Origin of the sequence: Psychrobacter okhotskensis, from assembly GCF_013248965.1 — a bacterium.
GTDB classification, from domain to species: domain Bacteria; phylum Pseudomonadota; class Gammaproteobacteria; order Pseudomonadales; family Moraxellaceae; genus Psychrobacter; species Psychrobacter okhotskensis.
This window is the reverse complement of sequence record NZ_JABRVQ010000002.1, coordinates 164,193-180,120: the sequence shown is the minus strand read 5'-3', so window position 1 is coordinate 180,120 and position 15,928 is coordinate 164,193. Positions and strand designations below refer to the sequence as shown.

Below are 15,928 nucleotides of genomic sequence, written 5' to 3'. Positions count from 1 at the left end.
CCAACCGATGGGGAATCGATAAATAAAAAAAATAGGACGCAACTGAAAAAGGCAGGCAATACTTAAAAGGCTTTTAGGTATATTGAGATTTATGCATGTTTTTTTACTTGCCACAAAAAAGCTTGCCGCACCAACTGCAATGGAGCAGTGGGGTGACAGCAAGCTTTTTCTAGACGCGATAAGCTCACTTATAAAGCTCGTCGCGCTAGCGTTCTATTTGCTTAACTCAATAAGGCAAAGGCAGCAATATCTATATTTTTTATCATTATTTATTGCTGTTAATGTCCAAGTGAATAATAGAAAGGATTGTACAGAGTAATATTTCTAGACTTAGCAAAAGTTCTACTTTTGTCATACAACGAAAGCATCTATTAATTATCCATTAATATTCAGCGTTCGCCAAATCTTCGCACAAGGCTTTATTTTCTTGTTTAGAGAAGCCCATGGTCCAGCTACGGATGCCTTGTAATATCTGGCGATAGTCTTGCTGTGTTGATAGATATTGAATCGCCGCTTTTGGGTCTTCTAACGATGGCATCAATTCATGCAGCTGTACCGTATAAGACTTATAAAAACGCTGTTTCTGTTTACCATTTAGCATCGGCGGGCAAATCTCAGACAATACTTGCATCACGGCAATCTCGTGCTTGGTGATATTCATGCCAGACATATCCAATGGGATAGTGGTTGCTGGATTGGGTGCAGCATTGGTCGCTTGAGACAGCATGGCAACAGACGTTATCAGTCCTGCAAAACCGATTTTTGAGACGGTCTTTGCTATCACAGAAGCTATAGATAATATCGATTGATTATTCATTCAGTATTACACTCGCTTATCTTTATTTAATGGTCATATGTTAATGGGTAAAAAAACAAAAGTCACATAAAATATTGATTTATGTGTAGATATATTGTGAGCCAAAGGCATTTTGCAGCAACATATCAGTAGCATCAACCTATAAGTTACGTCAGCATAAAAGTATAAGTTTATATTGTTGTACGTTGTTGTCTATTGTAACGTGTTACCGACCAGTTTTAATTGCATCTAGTCGAGCCACTATAAAATAAACATAGTACTACTGGGATGAATTTTTCGTCGCCTCTGTCAGCTTAGACACAGCAAGTAAGGAAAATTTATACCAGTGGCGCATTATAATACTTATACTCATTTTATTTGGGACTGACTATATTGCCGTTTGACTACCGTGAAAAATAAAGGATGCTGTCAAGCAACAGGCAAATTCTGCGCAAAGAGTGGGTTCGTGTCTGCTAGCGATTCAGGTATAATCGCCCATAATATCGTTGCACCTGACACGACTATAGGGTTAAAGTGCTATCTAATAATGACCACAGTTAGCATAAAACGGAGTGATAACAATCGTTCCCAGTGGTGCATCGGGGTGAGGTGCGCTCAGCAATTAATAGTCAAATACTGGGCTAATTATAGCAATTTTACCACCCTAAAGTAGACAAGCAGACAGACGGTCAAACCTAAATATATTGAGCACAAATGAAATTTTTAGTTAGTAATGATGATGGGGTACATGCGCCAGGATTGTTAGCGCTGGTGCAAGCTTTATCAAAGGTTGGTGAGGTGAAGGTGGTCGCACCTAACAATGAGCAGAGCGGCTGCAGTAGCGCCTTGAGCATCTCTCAGCCGTTGTATACTCAGCAGTTGCCGTCGGGGTTTATCGCGGTCAATGGTTCGCCTGCGGATTGTGTTTATTTGGCGTTACACGAGCTGTATCAAGACACGCGCTTTGACTGCGTGATTACTGGTATCAATTCAGGGGCCAACTTGGGACAAGATGTATTTTTTTCGGGTACTTTTGGCGCGGCATTGACCGCCCAACTCTTTGGCTTACCGGCGATTGCGACTTCTCTGGTAGGGGCGAGAATAAAAGGCGACGAGCAAGACCAAGCGCACCGCTATCAAATGGCCGCCGATGAAATAGTCAAACTGTTGACCGAAACATCTATAGTAGAGGCATTCAAAAGTTTGCCCTATCATGTATTAAACGTTAATATCCCTGATGTAAATGATGCTGATGATATTAAAGGTCGAAAAATCACCTGTCTGGGACATAGTCAGATAGCACGGCCTGTACATCATGTGGTAGATCCACGCGGGAGAGATGCCTATTGGCTATCGCTACGTAAGCGGCAACATGAATCGTCACTAGAAACTGAAGATATTCAGTCATCGGCCATGAACATGACGGATGACCAAGCGGTGGCAGCGGGTTATATTAGTCTATCTCCAGTGCGCCTGCATCATACGCCAGCTGACACCCTTAATACGTTGTCGGCGTTAATGCTATAATTTGGTGCTGCCAAATCCTAGCTGCCAAATACTAAACGGTATAAAAGTTAGCAAAATGCTTGTGATTAGCACAAGGAGTTTGTGAGTAACATAAAGAATAGGAAATCTTGTATGAAGAAGCTTATTGCTGGATCGCGCTTGGCAACAGTAGCATTGATAGGAACGTTGACAGCAGCATCGTTAACGATAGTAGGCTGTGCGACGAAGCCTACTTACCAATCAGCTAACCAAGTGGGACCTAAGATTATTACCAATGCGCAAGGCGTTCCTAACTATCATCGCGTGCAGCGTGGCGATACGGTCAGTCAAATCGCTGAACGCTATCGCTTGAGCTATCGTCAAATTGGGGCGATGAACGGTTTGGATAGTAAATATACCATCTATAGCGGTCAGTGGTTGAAGCTATGGGAAGGCGCGCCAGTAACGGCAGCTAGCAACAATCGCTATAATACTTATAATGGTGCTAATACTTCTGCTCCGTCACAGCCGACTTATACCCCTCCTGTCACCAGCACGCCAACGCCAGCATATGAAGTAACGGCCAACGCGACATCGGGCTATGATTATCCAAGTCGTAACCAAGTGGTTCGCAACTTTGATGCGGCAGCCGGTAACATGGGCATGTGGTTCGCTGGTAACGAAGGTGATCCTGTGCTTGCCAGCCAATCTGGTACTGTATTGTATTCGGGCAATGGTCTACCAGAGTATGGTAACCTCATCATGATTCGCCACAGCGATAATTACATCACCGCCTACGCTCACAATAGTCAATTACTGGTCAAAGAAGGCGAGCAGGTACAACTTGGTCAACGTATTGCCAGTATGGGTAGCAGTGGTCAAACCAACCAAGTCGGCCTAGAATTTCAAGTTCGCTTGAATGGCAATCCTATCGATCCACGGGCTGTACTTGGACGTTAAATGCTTTGATTTTAAATGCTTAGACGTTAAATTTGATGAACGGCTGCCAATGGTTGCCGCTAATCGCTAAGTTACTTATCCATACTTGAGAGTTTTTATGATGTTAAAAAAACAGTACATTGCCCTTTTCCCTGCCTTAGTAATGGTCGGTTGTACCAGTCAACAGGCGATGCAAAAACCCAGCAAGCCTGTGCGTCAAGGTAATGTACAGATTACCCAGACCCAAACCATTCAAGTAAAGCCAACACCGGCACCGGTCGTCAAGCCGCAGCCAGTGGCAAAACCAAGTTACAACAGCTTTTCTGATTGGAAGTCTGACTTCTCCATGCGCGCGCTGTCATCAGGCTATGATGCCTCAACGATTCGACGTCTGATGGATTCTGCTTACTTAAATCAGCAGGTCATCTCGCTTGACTCAGGACAGCCAGAGTTTTCAAAAATGCCGTGGGAATATGTTGATTCTGCGGTATCAGATGGGCGTGTGAGTACGGGTAAGCGCAAGTTTGCTGAGCAACGGGCATTTTTGTCACAATTAGAATCGCAGTATGGGGTAAGTGCAGAAACCATCGCCGCGATTTGGGGCATGGAGTCGTCATACGGCGTGGTGACTGGCAATAGCGATTTACCAAGCGCGCTCTCTAGCCTTGCTTATGACGGTCGTCGCCAAGAGTTCGCCGAAACGCAGTTACTATCATTAGCGACGCTATTGCAGCGTGGTGATGTGTCGTGGTCACAGTTAGAAGGCTCTTGGGCTGGCGGCATGGGACAAACGCAGTTCATCCCAGGTACTTGGTTAGAGCATGGTGTCGATGGTGATGGTAATGGTCACCGCAACCCATGGTCAACGGGCGATGCCTTAGCCTCTACGGCCAATTATCTCAGCAACTCAGGCTGGGTTCGCGGTCTGGCGCCTTTTTATGAAGTAACGGTTCCGGCTTCATTTGATTATTCAGTGGTCGGTAGCAAGCAACCTGCAGCCAGATGGGCGGCGCTTGGCGTTGATACCATAGATGATGTGTATCTCGATGCCAATACGCAAATGGAGCTATGGCTACCAGCGGGTAAAGATGGCCCAGTGCTATTGTTAAGCCCAAATTTTGATGTGATCAAGGTTTATAACAACTCATCGAGCTATGCGCTGGGTGTGAGCTTGCTGGGTAAAGCACTGGCTGGGCAAAGTGGTCTACGAAAATCATGGCCGCGCTATGAAAACCCATTATCGACTTCTCAAGTGACCAGATTGCAGCAGCGCTTAACCAGTGCAGGTTATGATACCAAAGGCACAGATGGTATTATCGGTACCAACACGCGCAAAGCATTCCAGCGTTGGCAAGCCGATAACGGGCAAACGCCAGATGGTTTTATCAGTCAGCGGAGTGCTTCTTCATTGACATCATGGTGAAGTTGGTTGCTGGCGCTATTATGTAATAATCAACGCCACCGTTTTTGACGACTGTGTTCATAATTTTTTATAGTGATGACTCTAAAAAAGCACCTAGATTAAGGTGCTTTTTTATGCCCTATCTAAAGGCATTGATTTACAGGTAGCAGCTTACTTAAAAGGTACTGAGTTAAAAGGCTCGCATTGAAAATTAAGCAGTTAAAATTAAGTACTCACTATTCGGGCATGTCATCATTTTAAAAATGGCGATAAAAATGAGGTAAATTGCAGTCAAACAAGGAAAATAGCGCAGATATAGTCAGAGCATTTTTAAACCGCTACGGTGTTGCCCGCCCTAGATGTACTCAGTGTACTATCTGCGGTCGGTCGCCTTGTAGCGATTCTAAAATTCCTTGACTATAGTATCGAGATATTGACCAGCTATTTGATACAATTTGGTAGTATTTAGCCTGTTTAGTCTCTTCCGTTCAGATTGAGGACATGCCCTAATATCGATTATCTGTTAGTGTTTAACGAGCAGGGTGCTATATGAACTTATTTGTATGGTGCTATCAAAAACTTAAGTACACTCGCATTGAAAATATATAAAATCGACTACAACAAGTAGAAGAGATGCAATTAACGCTGATAGCAAAAAATACGGGCTACAGATGATAAACTGTTAGCAATGCCTCACTATAATGTAATACTAATAACAACCGACAAACTGAGTGTTCCCCTATGATTACGATGGAAGCGTTACAGACAGCGATAAAGCTGCGCGTAGATACTTATAATAATAATGACTTTCCATTGCCAACAAGGGTGCTCAACACCTGTGAGCTGCTAGACAGTCGTAATCAAATACTGGCGCAACATATCACCGCAACATTCGATATACCAAGACAGAATCTATCAGCGATGGATGGTTATGCGATCGCTCATGGCAGCGATATATCAAACGACAGCAGCATTCAAATCATTGGCGAATCACAAGCGGGCAGTGCTTATACTGGCGAGTTAACAGCGGGACAAGGTGTACGTATCTTTACTGGCGCCGTCGTTCCAGATAGCTGTGACACGGTCATCATGCAAGAGAATACTAACTTTGCCACTATTAGAGACACAATCGATAAATCAAAACCTTACACGGTGACGCTGTCGCAAACGGCTCAGATCGATAACAATATTCGCAAACAAGGTGAAGAAATCGAATCGGGCGAGGCCGTATTGAAGGTAGGTAAACGTCTTAATGCTGCTGATATTAGCTTATTGGCTAATTTGGGCGTCAGCCAAATCAAGGTGTTTCAGCCATTGACGGTAGGCCTGTTAGCAACTGGTGATGAGCTGGTTGCTATTGGCAATGAGCTGACAAGCTTGGCGCAAATATATAATTCTAATACGCCTACACTCAAAACCATGCTGGCTGATCTGCCAGTGACCATTCGTGATTACGGCATTATCCCTGACAATCTAGAGCAGACGACTGCCGCTGTCAATAAAGCGATGCAAGACTGCGATGTCCTGATATCAACGGCTGGCGTCTCGGTTGGTGATTATGATTTTTTGACTACCGTGATTGAACAGCTGGGTCAAATTAACCACTATAAAGTCGCGATGAAGCCGGGTAAGCCGTTTGTGTTTGGTGAATTAAACCAAGATATAGCTAAGCCCGTGTTATATTTTGGTCTGCCGGGCAATCCATTATCGACGGTCGTTGGGGCGTTACAGTTTGTGATACCAGCATTGTGGCAAATGTCAGGCGCTGATTTAGCAGAGCGACCCATGCAATTGAGTGTCAAAGCAACGCTCACAAACGATATCAAAAAATCAGCTGGTCGTAAGGACTTTCAGCGCGGTGTTCTCACACAAAACGACGCTGGCAGTTATCAAGTTGAGTGCTTCTCAGGTCAGCAATCACATAGAATCAAACAGCTTAGCCGAGCGAATTGCTTTGTTGTTTTGGACAAAGACAGTGGTAATGTGGCATCAGGTGATAGCGTCATTGTGCAGCCGTTCCCTTGGCTACATGCGTAGTGAAAGTTTTCTAAATCTCTATAAGATGACTACAAAAAAACTGAAAATAAATCATACAATGGTAGGCCAAACACGAATAATAAAGTAATGCTGCCCACAAGCACTACTGATGGTAGGAAAATATGAGTGATGACAACATTAAGATAGGCCATGCACAACTGTATTCGCCTAGTATGTCTACATTAACAGCCGCTACGGCTTTTGATAATTATCAAGCCCCGTCTGTAACAGCACCTACCGAGCAAGATATTGAGCACTCTCAACCGTTAACTGATGGTTTTGCTCGACGTCTTACCTATCTGCGTTTGTCTATTACCGACTTCTGTAACTTTCGCTGTGAATACTGTTTGCCGAACGGCTATCAAGGCAAACGCCCTGATGATGAGCTTAGTGTCCCTGAGATTGCCACACTGATACGCGGCTTTGCTCAAGTCGGCACCAAAAAAGTTAGAATCACTGGTGGTGAGCCCTCTATCCGTCGCGATGTCGTCGAGATTATTGAAACCATCAAACAAACTGATGGCATTGAAACGGTGGCGATGACCAGTAATGGTTATAAGCTGGGTAAGCATTTAACCAGTTGGCAAGCAGCTGGGCTCGACCAGTTAAATATCAGCATGGACAGCTTTGATGCCGCTACTTTTCACAAGATGACAGGCTTTGATAGCTTGCCACAACTACTTGCTGACATGGATACGTTGCTGCAAACCACGGATATTAAGCTTAAAATTAATAGTGTGTTGATGGCAGAAACTGCCTTTGAAAATCTGATAGATGCCATCGACTACGTCAAAGATAGGCGAGTGACTTATCGATTTATTGAATTCATGCAGACCAGCGACAATAGCGATCTGTTTTTTGCTCAGCATGCCCAGTCCGATATTATTACCGATTATTTATTAGAGCATGGCTGGCAGCCACATGAGCGCGGCAGTAGTGATGGTCCAGCGGTAGAGTACAGCCATCCTGATTATATGGGACGCATTGGTATGATTGCCCCTTACGCGGCGCATTTCTGTGATACCTGTAATCGCCTGCGGGTGAGCAGTCAAGGCAAAGTGCATCTGTGCTTATTCGATCAAGGCAACTATGATATTCGTCAGCATCTACAGACTAACGATGTGCAAGGTTTAGTCAATGATCTATATAGCTTTATGCCGATTAAACCTGAGCACCATCATTTGCATGATGCCAATAGCGGCATTATGCATAACCTGTCAATCATTGGCGGTTAAATTAATAAGCACGTTACGCTTTTTTAAACATTAACATCACCTTCTCGAGGAAACTCTATGAGCAAACCCGCTACAGCATTTACACCGCTTAATATTACCGTATTAACCGTCTCTGACAGTCGAACACTTGCAGAAGATACCTCAGGACAATACTTGGTAGACAGCTTAACCGAAGCAGGGCATCATTTAGCAGACCGTCAATTGATCTCTGATGATATCTACCAGATAAGAGCGGTGATCAGTGGTTGGATTGCAGATCCAAAGGTTCATGCAGTGATTACGACGGGCGGTACGGGATTTTTTATCAGAGATAGCATGCCAGAAGCGGTAAAAGTACTGTTTGATAAGTCGATCGATGGCTTTGGTGAAATGTTTCGTCTCATCTCAAAAGATGAAATTGGCATGTCTACGGTACAATCACGAGCGGTTGCTGGCATGGCAAATGGCACCGGTATATTTTGCTTACCGGGCTCATCAGGCGCGTGTCGTACTGGCTGGGAAAATATCTTAAAAGAGCAGTTCGATAGCCGTACTCGTCCATGCAATTTTGTGCCGCACTTTTTGGCACAAAATCCTAGCCATGACTGATATTCAATGATGGTTGATACTGCACCACATCTAAATAGCTTGGCAGGCGTAGTCATCTTAGCGGGTGGTGCGTCCAAGCGTATGGGCACGCCCAAAGCGGAGCTCACTCTGTCGACAGGTGAGCGGCTATTAGACTATCATGTGCGTCATGCCCTTGAACTAACAGCGGCTGATTCAAATGCCGCTGATTTCAATATACTGATTATGATTGCAGACAATGAGCGCGGTTTTACGGTTGATTTAGATTTAACTGTTAGTAATATACAATCTCCAATTATGCATATTACTGATTACACTCCTATGAAAGATGACAAACAGAGCGATAATGGCGGGGCTTTGGTTGCTATTGAATCAGCTCTGCAGACATTAGCTAAGCTCACTGATACAACGCCAAACCAAAAATCCGGCTCCTCATGGTTACTCGTTATTAGCTGCGATAGCTTAATACCGGCAACTGATTTGTGGCAAAAATTACAACCAGTGATTAGTCAAGCGGCCGATAAAAAAGTGGTTTGTCTAACCGATGATAGCCATCTATATCCATTATTGGGGCTGTATCAATTAAGTGTTGAGCCTGATCTGAAGGCTTATGTTGATAGCGGTCAACGCCGTGTCATGTCATTTATCAAGCCTCTTACGCAAGCGGTGCCTTTGACAGAAAATTGGCAGCATCTGACCAACTTTAATACCCCTGAAGATTTTCAACGTGCCTGCGCAGTGTTAAGCGATTTATAAAATTTTATCAAGAGACTTTATCAAGAGACTTTATCAAGAGACTTTATCAAGAGACCTTATCAAGAGACCTTATCAAGAGACATTAGCAATGAATAGCAATAATCAGGAAAGCAGACAATCTAGCTTATCGCATCTAGACGGCAACGGCGATATTACCATGGTTGATGTCAGTGGCAAGACGGCAACGACGCGAGAAGCCAATGCAGTCGGACAAGTGCGTTTCCCAAGCGAGATTTATGCGCAAATCAAAGCTGCTGATGGTATGACCAAAAAGGGTAGCATTACTCAGACGGCGCATATCGCCGGTATTATGGCCGCCAAGCGCACCCACGATTTGATTCCACTGTGTCATCCATTGCCGCTAGACAAGATTGGTCTAGCCTTTGCTTATGATGACGACCTAAATGCCATTATCGTCAGCGGCACTGTCAAAGTCACGCATAAAACTGGGGTCGAGATGGAAGCCTTAACCGCCGTTAGCATTGCTTGTTTGACCATCTACGATATGACCAAAGCGCTATCGCATGATATCGTTATTGATAATATTCATTTGGTGACAAAAACAGGTGGAAAATCAGACTATCGTCATGCTTAAAATCACACTTAGAATAATGAAGTTTTTTATAACGATGAGCATTACCAGATAAGCAGTAATATATAGTCAAAATATCCTAAAATCGCTACGGTACTGCTGATATCAATTTTTTGAAGCCTCTGTCTGCGCAGGCATAGCAAGCAAAAAAAATAGATATCAGCAGTGCGTGATGTGTCGATATTACTTTTAACTGACTATAGTTATAAAGCTCGATAGTTTGCACAGAATGGAAGGTTTTTATGAGTAATATTGACGTAGCACCAAACACTGAAGCAACGATGACTATCAACGTCTTGTATTTCGCCAGCTTAGCGGACGAAGCCAATTGCCAAGAGGAAACGGTCAGCGTTGAGCAGTCGACCTCATTGACTGAGCTATACGAACAACTCAGTCAAAAGCATCGCTTTAGTCGCCCGCAGGCAGAGCTACGCGTGGCGGTAAATGATTACTTTGCTAAATGGACAGACCAGATCTATGATGGTGATAGTGTGGTATTTATCACCCCAGTTGCGGGTGGTTAAATTTTAGTAGATCGCTTCCTAATTAAAAAGACAGCAAATAGAGACATCAAATGACAGATAACGTCCACAGCCACTCAATGAGTATCAAGCGTAGTATCGATGAAGCCTACCTAATCGCTGAGCGTGATGGCTTTGCGTTATTAGACGTAGCGATTGATGAAGGTCGACTAAAAAATACCCTCGATGATGATAGCTGCGGTGCTTTTGTTTGCTTTGAAGGCAGAGTGCGTAATCATAATAATGCCACTAGTGTTGAACGCTTGACCTATTATGGTTATGAAGACTTAGCGCTGAATCAAGGTCGCGCAATTATCGAAGAAGCCAAAAAGCGTTTTGAAATCACTCATGCCATTGCCATTCATCGTATCGGTGCTTTAGAGATAGGCGATGTCGCTGTGTGGGTTGGTGTGGTTTCTGCCCATCGTTATCCCGCTTTTGATGCTTGCCGCTGGATACTCGATACAATTAAGGCAGATATTCCGGTTTGGAAGCAAGAATACTACGACAATGATGTTTCCAAGTGGCTTAGTAACAATGGTTAAGAACGAGGATGGTTAGTAATGGCTAAGTTGATGGCGGTGACACCTATCTCTGCGTTTTTACTAGTAGCGTTAAGCGCTTGCACAGCAGAAAATACGGTTGACACGGATTCTGCTAGCCAGACACCTGAGCAAACCCAAACCCTACGTATTGCTGCTGCTGCCAATTTATCGGATGTGTTGCCTCAAATTGTTGATGGTTATAAAGCAGATAAAATCTTAACGGCGCAGGATATCGACGTCACTTATGCCTCGTCAGGCAAGTTATACGCGCAAATAAAAGCAGGCGCACCTTACGATATATTCTTATCTGCCAATCAAGAATTCCCTGCCAAACTGGCGGCTGAAAGAGTCGTAGACAACGATAAAAATAATGAGAGTTATACACCATTTACTTATACGCAAGGTCAATTGGCACTATATAGCGTCACTAAGTCATTGCATGGTCTTGAGCCAGCAGCGGTGAGTGACTTATTAATAAAAGACGCTAATGGTAAGATAGCCATCGCTAATCCTGAGCTTGCCCCTTATGGCGCATCGGCACAAGCCTATCTACAGTCGCAAACTCTATATAACACTTTAAATCAGCAAAAACGCCTGATACAAGCAGAAAATATCGGCCAAGCATTTCAATACGCACATACGGGCAGTGTGGATTATGGCTTTGTTGCACAGTCACAAATCATCGCTATCAAAGCCAAACCCGAACAATTTATCACGTTAGCGCCAGCCTCTTACCCAGCGATTTTGCAAGATGGAATCGTCATTAGTGATGCACTCATTGCCACAGATTTTACAGATTATTTGCGCTCAAAAGCAGGACAACACTATTTCTCGCAAGCGGGCTATTTAATGGTTAAATAACCAAGCATTATCCTTATACCAAACCCAAAAATACGATTAGCTGTGTCAAAATTGCTTGGCCTACAATGCGTAGTACTTATACTCTTTTTCCTTGCTACTCTAATTTTTGTGAATGAGATAGTCAGTGAAAAGTAATATCGAACCATCACGCACTGCTGATAGAAATTTTTCTTGCTTGCTGTGCCTGCGCAGACAGAGGATACAAAAAACTGATATCAGCAATAGCGTCGCGTTTTTAGGATATTTTGACTATATTACTTGTTACGATCAGTAACGGCTAGCAACGACCAAGAAAGAGCAATGACGTTATGATAGCCCAATCTCTTATGGCAGACATGCTCAGTCCATTGTGGGTGAGCATTAAGCTCGCTAGTGTGACTACCTTGTGCTTATTACTGTTTGCCACGCCTATTGCTTATTGGCTTGCCAAGCCCAGCCGTGGCCGCGTACTTGGTCGCTTTAAAGTCTTACTAATGGGCATTATCGCGTTGCCGTTGGTATTACCGCCTACCGTGATTGGTTTTTATTTATTACTGCTATTAAGCCCCAACGTTGGTATCGGTAGATGGCTTGCCGAGCATAACATCAGTCCATTCATTTTTACCTTTGAAGGGCTTGTCATCGGCTCTATTATTTACTCATTGCCTTTTTATATTCAGCCTGTCTACGCTCAGTTTTTGCGCATTCCACCTAGCGTCATTGAAGTTGCACATTTATTAGAAACCAGTCGTCTGAGGCGCTTTATGAAAGTGGCATTGCCACAAGCGCGCGTTGGTATCATTCTTGGCAGCTTAATTAGCTTTGCCCATACCATTGGCGAGTTCGGCGTGGTATTGATGATAGGTGGCAGTATCTCCGGTGAGACCAAAGTCGTCTCGATTGCTATCTATGAGCAAGTCGAGGCACTGAATTATGAAGCTGCACATATGATGTCCGGCATTCTTATTATCATTGGTGTGATCATGGTCGCCTTGATTGCCACTGTCAATAAGCTAAATCAACGCTGATGCTCGATTAACGTCGATAGAAGCGACGCAAACAGCCTTTTTAAAACACTATAATTTCTAGCGATTCTCATCTGAGCGCTTAATACTGTCTGGGCTTGTTTGATAAACAGCATCTAGCTCATCCTCTGTTAGATACTTTTCTACGATAGGATACAGTTCGCGCTCCTCAAAACGAATATGGTCGTATAGTAACGTGCCAAGCTCTCTAACTTGTTCTGTCGTTATAGACTGACTCGCTGTTTTTTGTCCCGTATCTATCAGGGTCTGCAAGCGTTTATGCTGACCAGTAAGCGTCTCTAATACCGATGCTACTTCAGGTTGAGATGCTCGATAAGGCTCTAGGGCGTTGGCAATTAAATTGTCTTCAATCTGAAAATGATATTGCATATCGTCGATATAAGCGGTGAGATTATGCCAGTGCTTGGCAATCTCTGTTGGCGCATCAGTACATTCTTTCGCATGACGAGACAAGTTGAGACCAAGATGATGCTGGCGTGATAATGGCTGTAGTTGATTGGCACGTTTCATAATTGAACCCCTTCATAAGTCTACAAACGATTAGGTAAAATACTTTTGAAACAAAAGCTTTTATTTCAAAAGCTTTTATTTTTAACACTGTCATTCTAAAAATCATGATGCTGTTACTATCAGCATACACAAACATCAAGGCAGGTTGTTATTTCATTTTTATCTCTACTTTTCAAATGAGGACACGCCCTAGAATTATATAAATATAATTGAATTACTATAAAACCAATAGCACTGGTAATATCAGCTTATCGATTTTATGTAAAATTGACTATAGAGTCGTCTTTGCATTGGCTCTATTTTAAAAAGGCCTAATAATTTTGAGAAACTGCTCCAAACGACAAGTATTGTTCTAAAAATAAGAACTTTAATTTGCGTTTACCCCTGTTTATTTGCGGGTCGTCAACACCTATAATAGTGTTATCGAATAAAGACAACCGAGCAAAAACATAGGAAGATGATTATGACTACTACAAATAAAATCAATGATAATCTTACCCCACTACAACACCGTACCGTGATGCATCAACTACCTGGCATGCCAACCTCTGATGGCGCTGGCGTGAAGCTCACGCGTATTATTGGCACGCCGCATCTGGATACGTTGGATCCGTTTTTGATGTTAGATTGCTTTGAGAGCGATGATGCTGATGATTATGTGGCAGGCTTTCCTACCCATCCGCATCGCGGCTTTGAGACCGTGACCTATCTGCTCAATGGTCGTATGCGTCATAAAGACAATGCAGGTAATGAAGGTGTCATCGAGCCGGGCGGTGTGCAGTGGATGAGCGCTGGGCGTGGCATCTTGCATTCAGAGATGCCAGAACAAGAAGAGGGCTTGTTAAAAGGCTTTCAGCTATGGGTCAACTTGCCTGCCAGCGCTAAAATGAGTGAGCCGAATTATCAAGAGTTTCCACCAGAGTCGACGCCACTTGAGCGCCGCGACAATGGCACCGAAATTCGCGTCATCGCTGGTGAGACTAGCGAAGGTACGGTTGGACCTGTTATCAATAACTATACTTATCCGACGTACTTGGATGTTACCTTACCGGCTAATACCAGCTTTGAGCAGGCTTTGGCAAGCGAGCACAATGCCTTTATCTACGTGGTAGAGGGTGAGTTACAAGTACGAGATGCTGAAGGAAATGTCAGCAAAAATAATACGGTACGTGCCAAAAACCTTGCTGTATTAACCAAAGGTGATACTGTTACTGTGGATAGCGCTAATGATGGCGCGCGGTTTTTGTTAATCGCAGGCCAGCCGCTTAACGAGCCAGTCGCTCGCATGGGGCCGTTTGTGATGAATACTGAAGCCGAGCTACATCAGGCGGTCAATGACTTTCACAATGGCAAGTTTGGACAACCTGCTTAAGCGTGATTGTGAGTATCAACGCGTTAATGATAAAGTAGCAAAGCCCGCTAAATTAATTTTAGCGGGCTTCTTTATTGAATACTAAGAATGATAGGGTGGATTATTTACGTTTTTTATTCAGCACTTCCACTAGCAGGAGTTGCTTCAAATTCAGCCAGCATAGCGCTAATGCGCTTGTCTTTTTGCTGCCACATCTCTTCTATCCAAGCAAACATCTGCGCCTTGATGGCCTCATCATTCTCATAACCGCCATTTTTGACCGCATCAAAGAGCGCATCAGGTATCTCGACATGTCGTACGTCGACACCCAAGCGTTTGATATTGCCTTTCCACAGATCACTGTAAGTCGGCACCCCATCAGGATATACGATGGTCATATCCAAGATGCCATCCATCTCTTTACCCAACGCATTAATTGCTAATGATAAACCGCCCGCACGTGGCTTGAGGAGATACTTGTAAGGTGACTGCTGTTTGTCATGCTTGTCTTGGGTAAAGCGCGTGCCTTCTAAATAGTTCAATAAGGTAAAAGGTTTGTCTTTGAGTAGGGCGCATGCGCGTTTGGCTTCTTCGATATCTTTGCCTTGTAAAGCTGGGTTTTTAGCAATTGCCTCTTTAGAATGGCGACGCATCATAGGAAAGTCTAAAAAATAAAACGCTTGACCGATAACAGGAATGTATATCAGCTCAAACTTGGTAAAAAAGCGCGTTAATGGCAAGCGGTTTTCACTAATGTATTGCACGATACTGGTATCTACCCATGACTGATGGTTGCTCATCAGTAGATACTTGCCTTGGGTATTGACGTCGTCAGGTAGGCTGATGCGCCAGTCTTTCTCCGGCAAGATATTATCGATTAAGGCGTTATTACTATTTATCCAATAGTTAGTCACTTTGATCATCGTGTCATCAGCGATCGCGGCACCGGTCACGACTTTAGTAGCACCCATTAGCCATACCGGTAGTGCAACGATTAGGCTGTTACCAGCAAGTACCCCTGTGGCCGTTGCAAGCGAGGCAACTTTGCCAAGTTTAGGGTTGCGTTTGTGCATTTTTTGCATGAATGATGACAGTCGCATATTAAATCCTTTTATTCTACTAACTGATAATGACTCCAGTTCACTGAACGCGCGTTAACCATAGTCGGTTAAATATAATTTGGATACAAGGAAGGCGGGTGAAAGCACTACAAATAGTAGACTAAACGAGCCTGAGACCATATCTGATTTATAGAGGACTGACTATATCTGGTTTTTATGAGCGTATAAACTGGACTTGAGAAGAA

At 43.7% G+C, this 15,928-nt stretch carries 16 protein-coding genes; 13 read left to right on the top strand and 3 right to left on the bottom strand.

Annotated elements, in window-relative coordinates:
- Positions 1-382: 382 nt before the first annotated feature.
- Entirely contained in the window at positions 383-817 is a 435-nt protein-coding gene (locus HQR03_RS02135) for an MCR_0457 family protein (RefSeq protein ID WP_025650574.1), read from the bottom strand.
- A 693-nt stretch (positions 818-1,510) separates the two neighbouring features.
- On the opposite strand from HQR03_RS02135, the gene surE reads away from it, so the two are divergent.
- From surE to modB, 12 genes are all read left to right on the top strand, one after another.
- Positions 1,511-2,323 (top strand): 5'/3'-nucleotidase SurE, encoded by an 813-nt coding sequence (gene surE, locus HQR03_RS02130; RefSeq protein ID WP_173238967.1) that lies wholly within the window; start codon positions 1,511-1,513, stop codon positions 2,321-2,323.
- Positions 2,324-2,434: 111 nt separating this feature from the next.
- Positions 2,435-3,241, top strand: coding sequence for a LysM peptidoglycan-binding domain-containing M23 family metallopeptidase (locus tag HQR03_RS02125; protein ID WP_025650571.1), 807 nt, complete (start codon positions 2,435-2,437; stop codon positions 3,239-3,241).
- 97 nt (positions 3,242-3,338) lie between these two features.
- Entirely contained in the window at positions 3,339-4,643 is a 1,305-nt protein-coding gene (locus HQR03_RS02120) for a lytic murein transglycosylase (protein ID WP_173238966.1), read from the top strand.
- Positions 4,644-5,363: 720 nt separating this feature from the next.
- On the top strand, positions 5,364-6,659 hold the full coding sequence (locus HQR03_RS02115; protein ID WP_173238965.1) for a molybdopterin molybdotransferase MoeA: 1,296 nt from the start codon (positions 5,364-5,366) through the stop codon (positions 6,657-6,659).
- A 122-nt stretch (positions 6,660-6,781) separates the two neighbouring features.
- Positions 6,782-7,894, top strand: a complete 1,113-nt coding sequence (gene moaA, locus HQR03_RS02110; RefSeq protein WP_173238964.1) for a GTP 3',8-cyclase MoaA — start codon at positions 6,782-6,784, stop codon at positions 7,892-7,894.
- 57 nt (positions 7,895-7,951) lie between these two features.
- Positions 7,952-8,482 (top strand): molybdenum cofactor biosynthesis protein B, encoded by a 531-nt coding sequence (gene moaB / locus HQR03_RS02105; RefSeq protein ID WP_025650567.1) that lies wholly within the window; start codon positions 7,952-7,954, stop codon positions 8,480-8,482.
- A 6-nt stretch (positions 8,483-8,488) separates the two neighbouring features.
- The gene (gene mobA, locus HQR03_RS02100) at positions 8,489-9,217 is read left to right on the top strand and encodes a molybdenum cofactor guanylyltransferase (RefSeq protein ID WP_173238963.1); all 729 of its coding nucleotides are present in this window, start codon (positions 8,489-8,491) and stop codon (positions 9,215-9,217) included.
- 88 nt (positions 9,218-9,305) lie between these two features.
- Positions 9,306-9,812, top strand: coding sequence for a cyclic pyranopterin monophosphate synthase MoaC (gene moaC / locus HQR03_RS02095; RefSeq protein ID WP_025650565.1), 507 nt, complete (start codon positions 9,306-9,308; stop codon positions 9,810-9,812).
- Between the two features lie 239 nt (positions 9,813-10,051).
- Positions 10,052-10,333, top strand: coding sequence for a MoaD/ThiS family protein (locus HQR03_RS02090; RefSeq protein ID WP_173238962.1), 282 nt, complete (start codon positions 10,052-10,054; stop codon positions 10,331-10,333).
- A gap of 50 nt (positions 10,334-10,383) precedes the next feature.
- The gene (locus HQR03_RS02085) at positions 10,384-10,875 is read left to right on the top strand and encodes a molybdenum cofactor biosynthesis protein MoaE (RefSeq protein WP_025650562.1); all 492 of its coding nucleotides are present in this window, start codon (positions 10,384-10,386) and stop codon (positions 10,873-10,875) included.
- 18 nt (positions 10,876-10,893) lie between these two features.
- Positions 10,894-11,736, top strand: coding sequence for a molybdate ABC transporter substrate-binding protein (modA, locus tag HQR03_RS02080; RefSeq protein ID WP_173238961.1), 843 nt, complete (start codon positions 10,894-10,896; stop codon positions 11,734-11,736).
- A gap of 308 nt (positions 11,737-12,044) precedes the next feature.
- Positions 12,045-12,743 carry a molybdate ABC transporter permease subunit gene (gene modB / locus HQR03_RS02075; RefSeq protein WP_173238960.1) on the top strand — a complete coding sequence of 233 codons (699 nt, stop codon included), beginning with the start codon at positions 12,045-12,047 and terminating at the stop codon, positions 12,741-12,743.
- Positions 12,744-12,800: 57 nt separating this feature from the next.
- On the opposite strand, the gene HQR03_RS02070 is transcribed toward modB, so the two are convergent.
- Positions 12,801-13,271 (bottom strand): hemerythrin domain-containing protein, encoded by a 471-nt coding sequence (locus HQR03_RS02070; RefSeq protein WP_173238959.1) that lies wholly within the window; start codon positions 13,269-13,271, stop codon positions 12,801-12,803.
- 463 nt (positions 13,272-13,734) lie between these two features.
- Here HQR03_RS02070 and HQR03_RS02065 point away from each other — a divergent pair, with 463 nt between their 5' ends.
- Entirely contained in the window at positions 13,735-14,643 is a 909-nt protein-coding gene (locus HQR03_RS02065) for a pirin family protein (RefSeq protein ID WP_025650558.1), read from the top strand.
- Between the two features lie 113 nt (positions 14,644-14,756).
- Here the strand turns inward: HQR03_RS02065 and HQR03_RS02060 are convergent, their stop codons facing one another.
- Positions 14,757-15,722: an acyltransferase gene (locus tag HQR03_RS02060; RefSeq protein ID WP_173238958.1), complete on the bottom strand. Its 966-nt coding sequence runs from the start codon at positions 15,720-15,722 to the stop codon at positions 14,757-14,759.
- Positions 15,723-15,928 lie beyond the last annotated feature (206 nt).

Coding starts and splice junctions, on each gene's coding strand:
- HQR03_RS02085 (WP_025650562.1), top strand. CDS start 10,384: ATGACAGATAACGTCCACAGCCACTCAATGAGTATCAAGCGTAGTATC.
- surE (WP_173238967.1), top strand. CDS start 1,511: ATGAAATTTTTAGTTAGTAATGATGATGGGGTACATGCGCCAGGATTG.
- HQR03_RS02125 (WP_025650571.1), top strand. CDS start 2,435: ATGAAGAAGCTTATTGCTGGATCGCGCTTGGCAACAGTAGCATTGATA.
- modA (WP_173238961.1), top strand. CDS start 10,894: ATGGCTAAGTTGATGGCGGTGACACCTATCTCTGCGTTTTTACTAGTA.
- HQR03_RS02115 (WP_173238965.1), top strand. CDS start 5,364: ATGATTACGATGGAAGCGTTACAGACAGCGATAAAGCTGCGCGTAGAT.
- HQR03_RS02060 (WP_173238958.1), bottom strand. CDS start 15,722: ATGCGACTGTCATCATTCATGCAAAAAATGCACAAACGCAACCCTAAA.
- mobA (WP_173238963.1), top strand. CDS start 8,489: ATGATGGTTGATACTGCACCACATCTAAATAGCTTGGCAGGCGTAGTC.
- HQR03_RS02090 (WP_173238962.1), top strand. CDS start 10,052: ATGAGTAATATTGACGTAGCACCAAACACTGAAGCAACGATGACTATC.
- modB (WP_173238960.1), top strand. CDS start 12,045: ATGATAGCCCAATCTCTTATGGCAGACATGCTCAGTCCATTGTGGGTG.
- moaC (WP_025650565.1), top strand. CDS start 9,306: ATGAATAGCAATAATCAGGAAAGCAGACAATCTAGCTTATCGCATCTA.
- HQR03_RS02120 (WP_173238966.1), top strand. CDS start 3,339: ATGATGTTAAAAAAACAGTACATTGCCCTTTTCCCTGCCTTAGTAATG.
- moaA (WP_173238964.1), top strand. CDS start 6,782: ATGAGTGATGACAACATTAAGATAGGCCATGCACAACTGTATTCGCCT.
- HQR03_RS02065 (WP_025650558.1), top strand. CDS start 13,735: ATGACTACTACAAATAAAATCAATGATAATCTTACCCCACTACAACAC.
- moaB (WP_025650567.1), top strand. CDS start 7,952: ATGAGCAAACCCGCTACAGCATTTACACCGCTTAATATTACCGTATTA.
- HQR03_RS02070 (WP_173238959.1), bottom strand. CDS start 13,271: ATGAAACGTGCCAATCAACTACAGCCATTATCACGCCAGCATCATCTT.
- HQR03_RS02135 (WP_025650574.1), bottom strand. CDS start 817: ATGAATAATCAATCGATATTATCTATAGCTTCTGTGATAGCAAAGACC.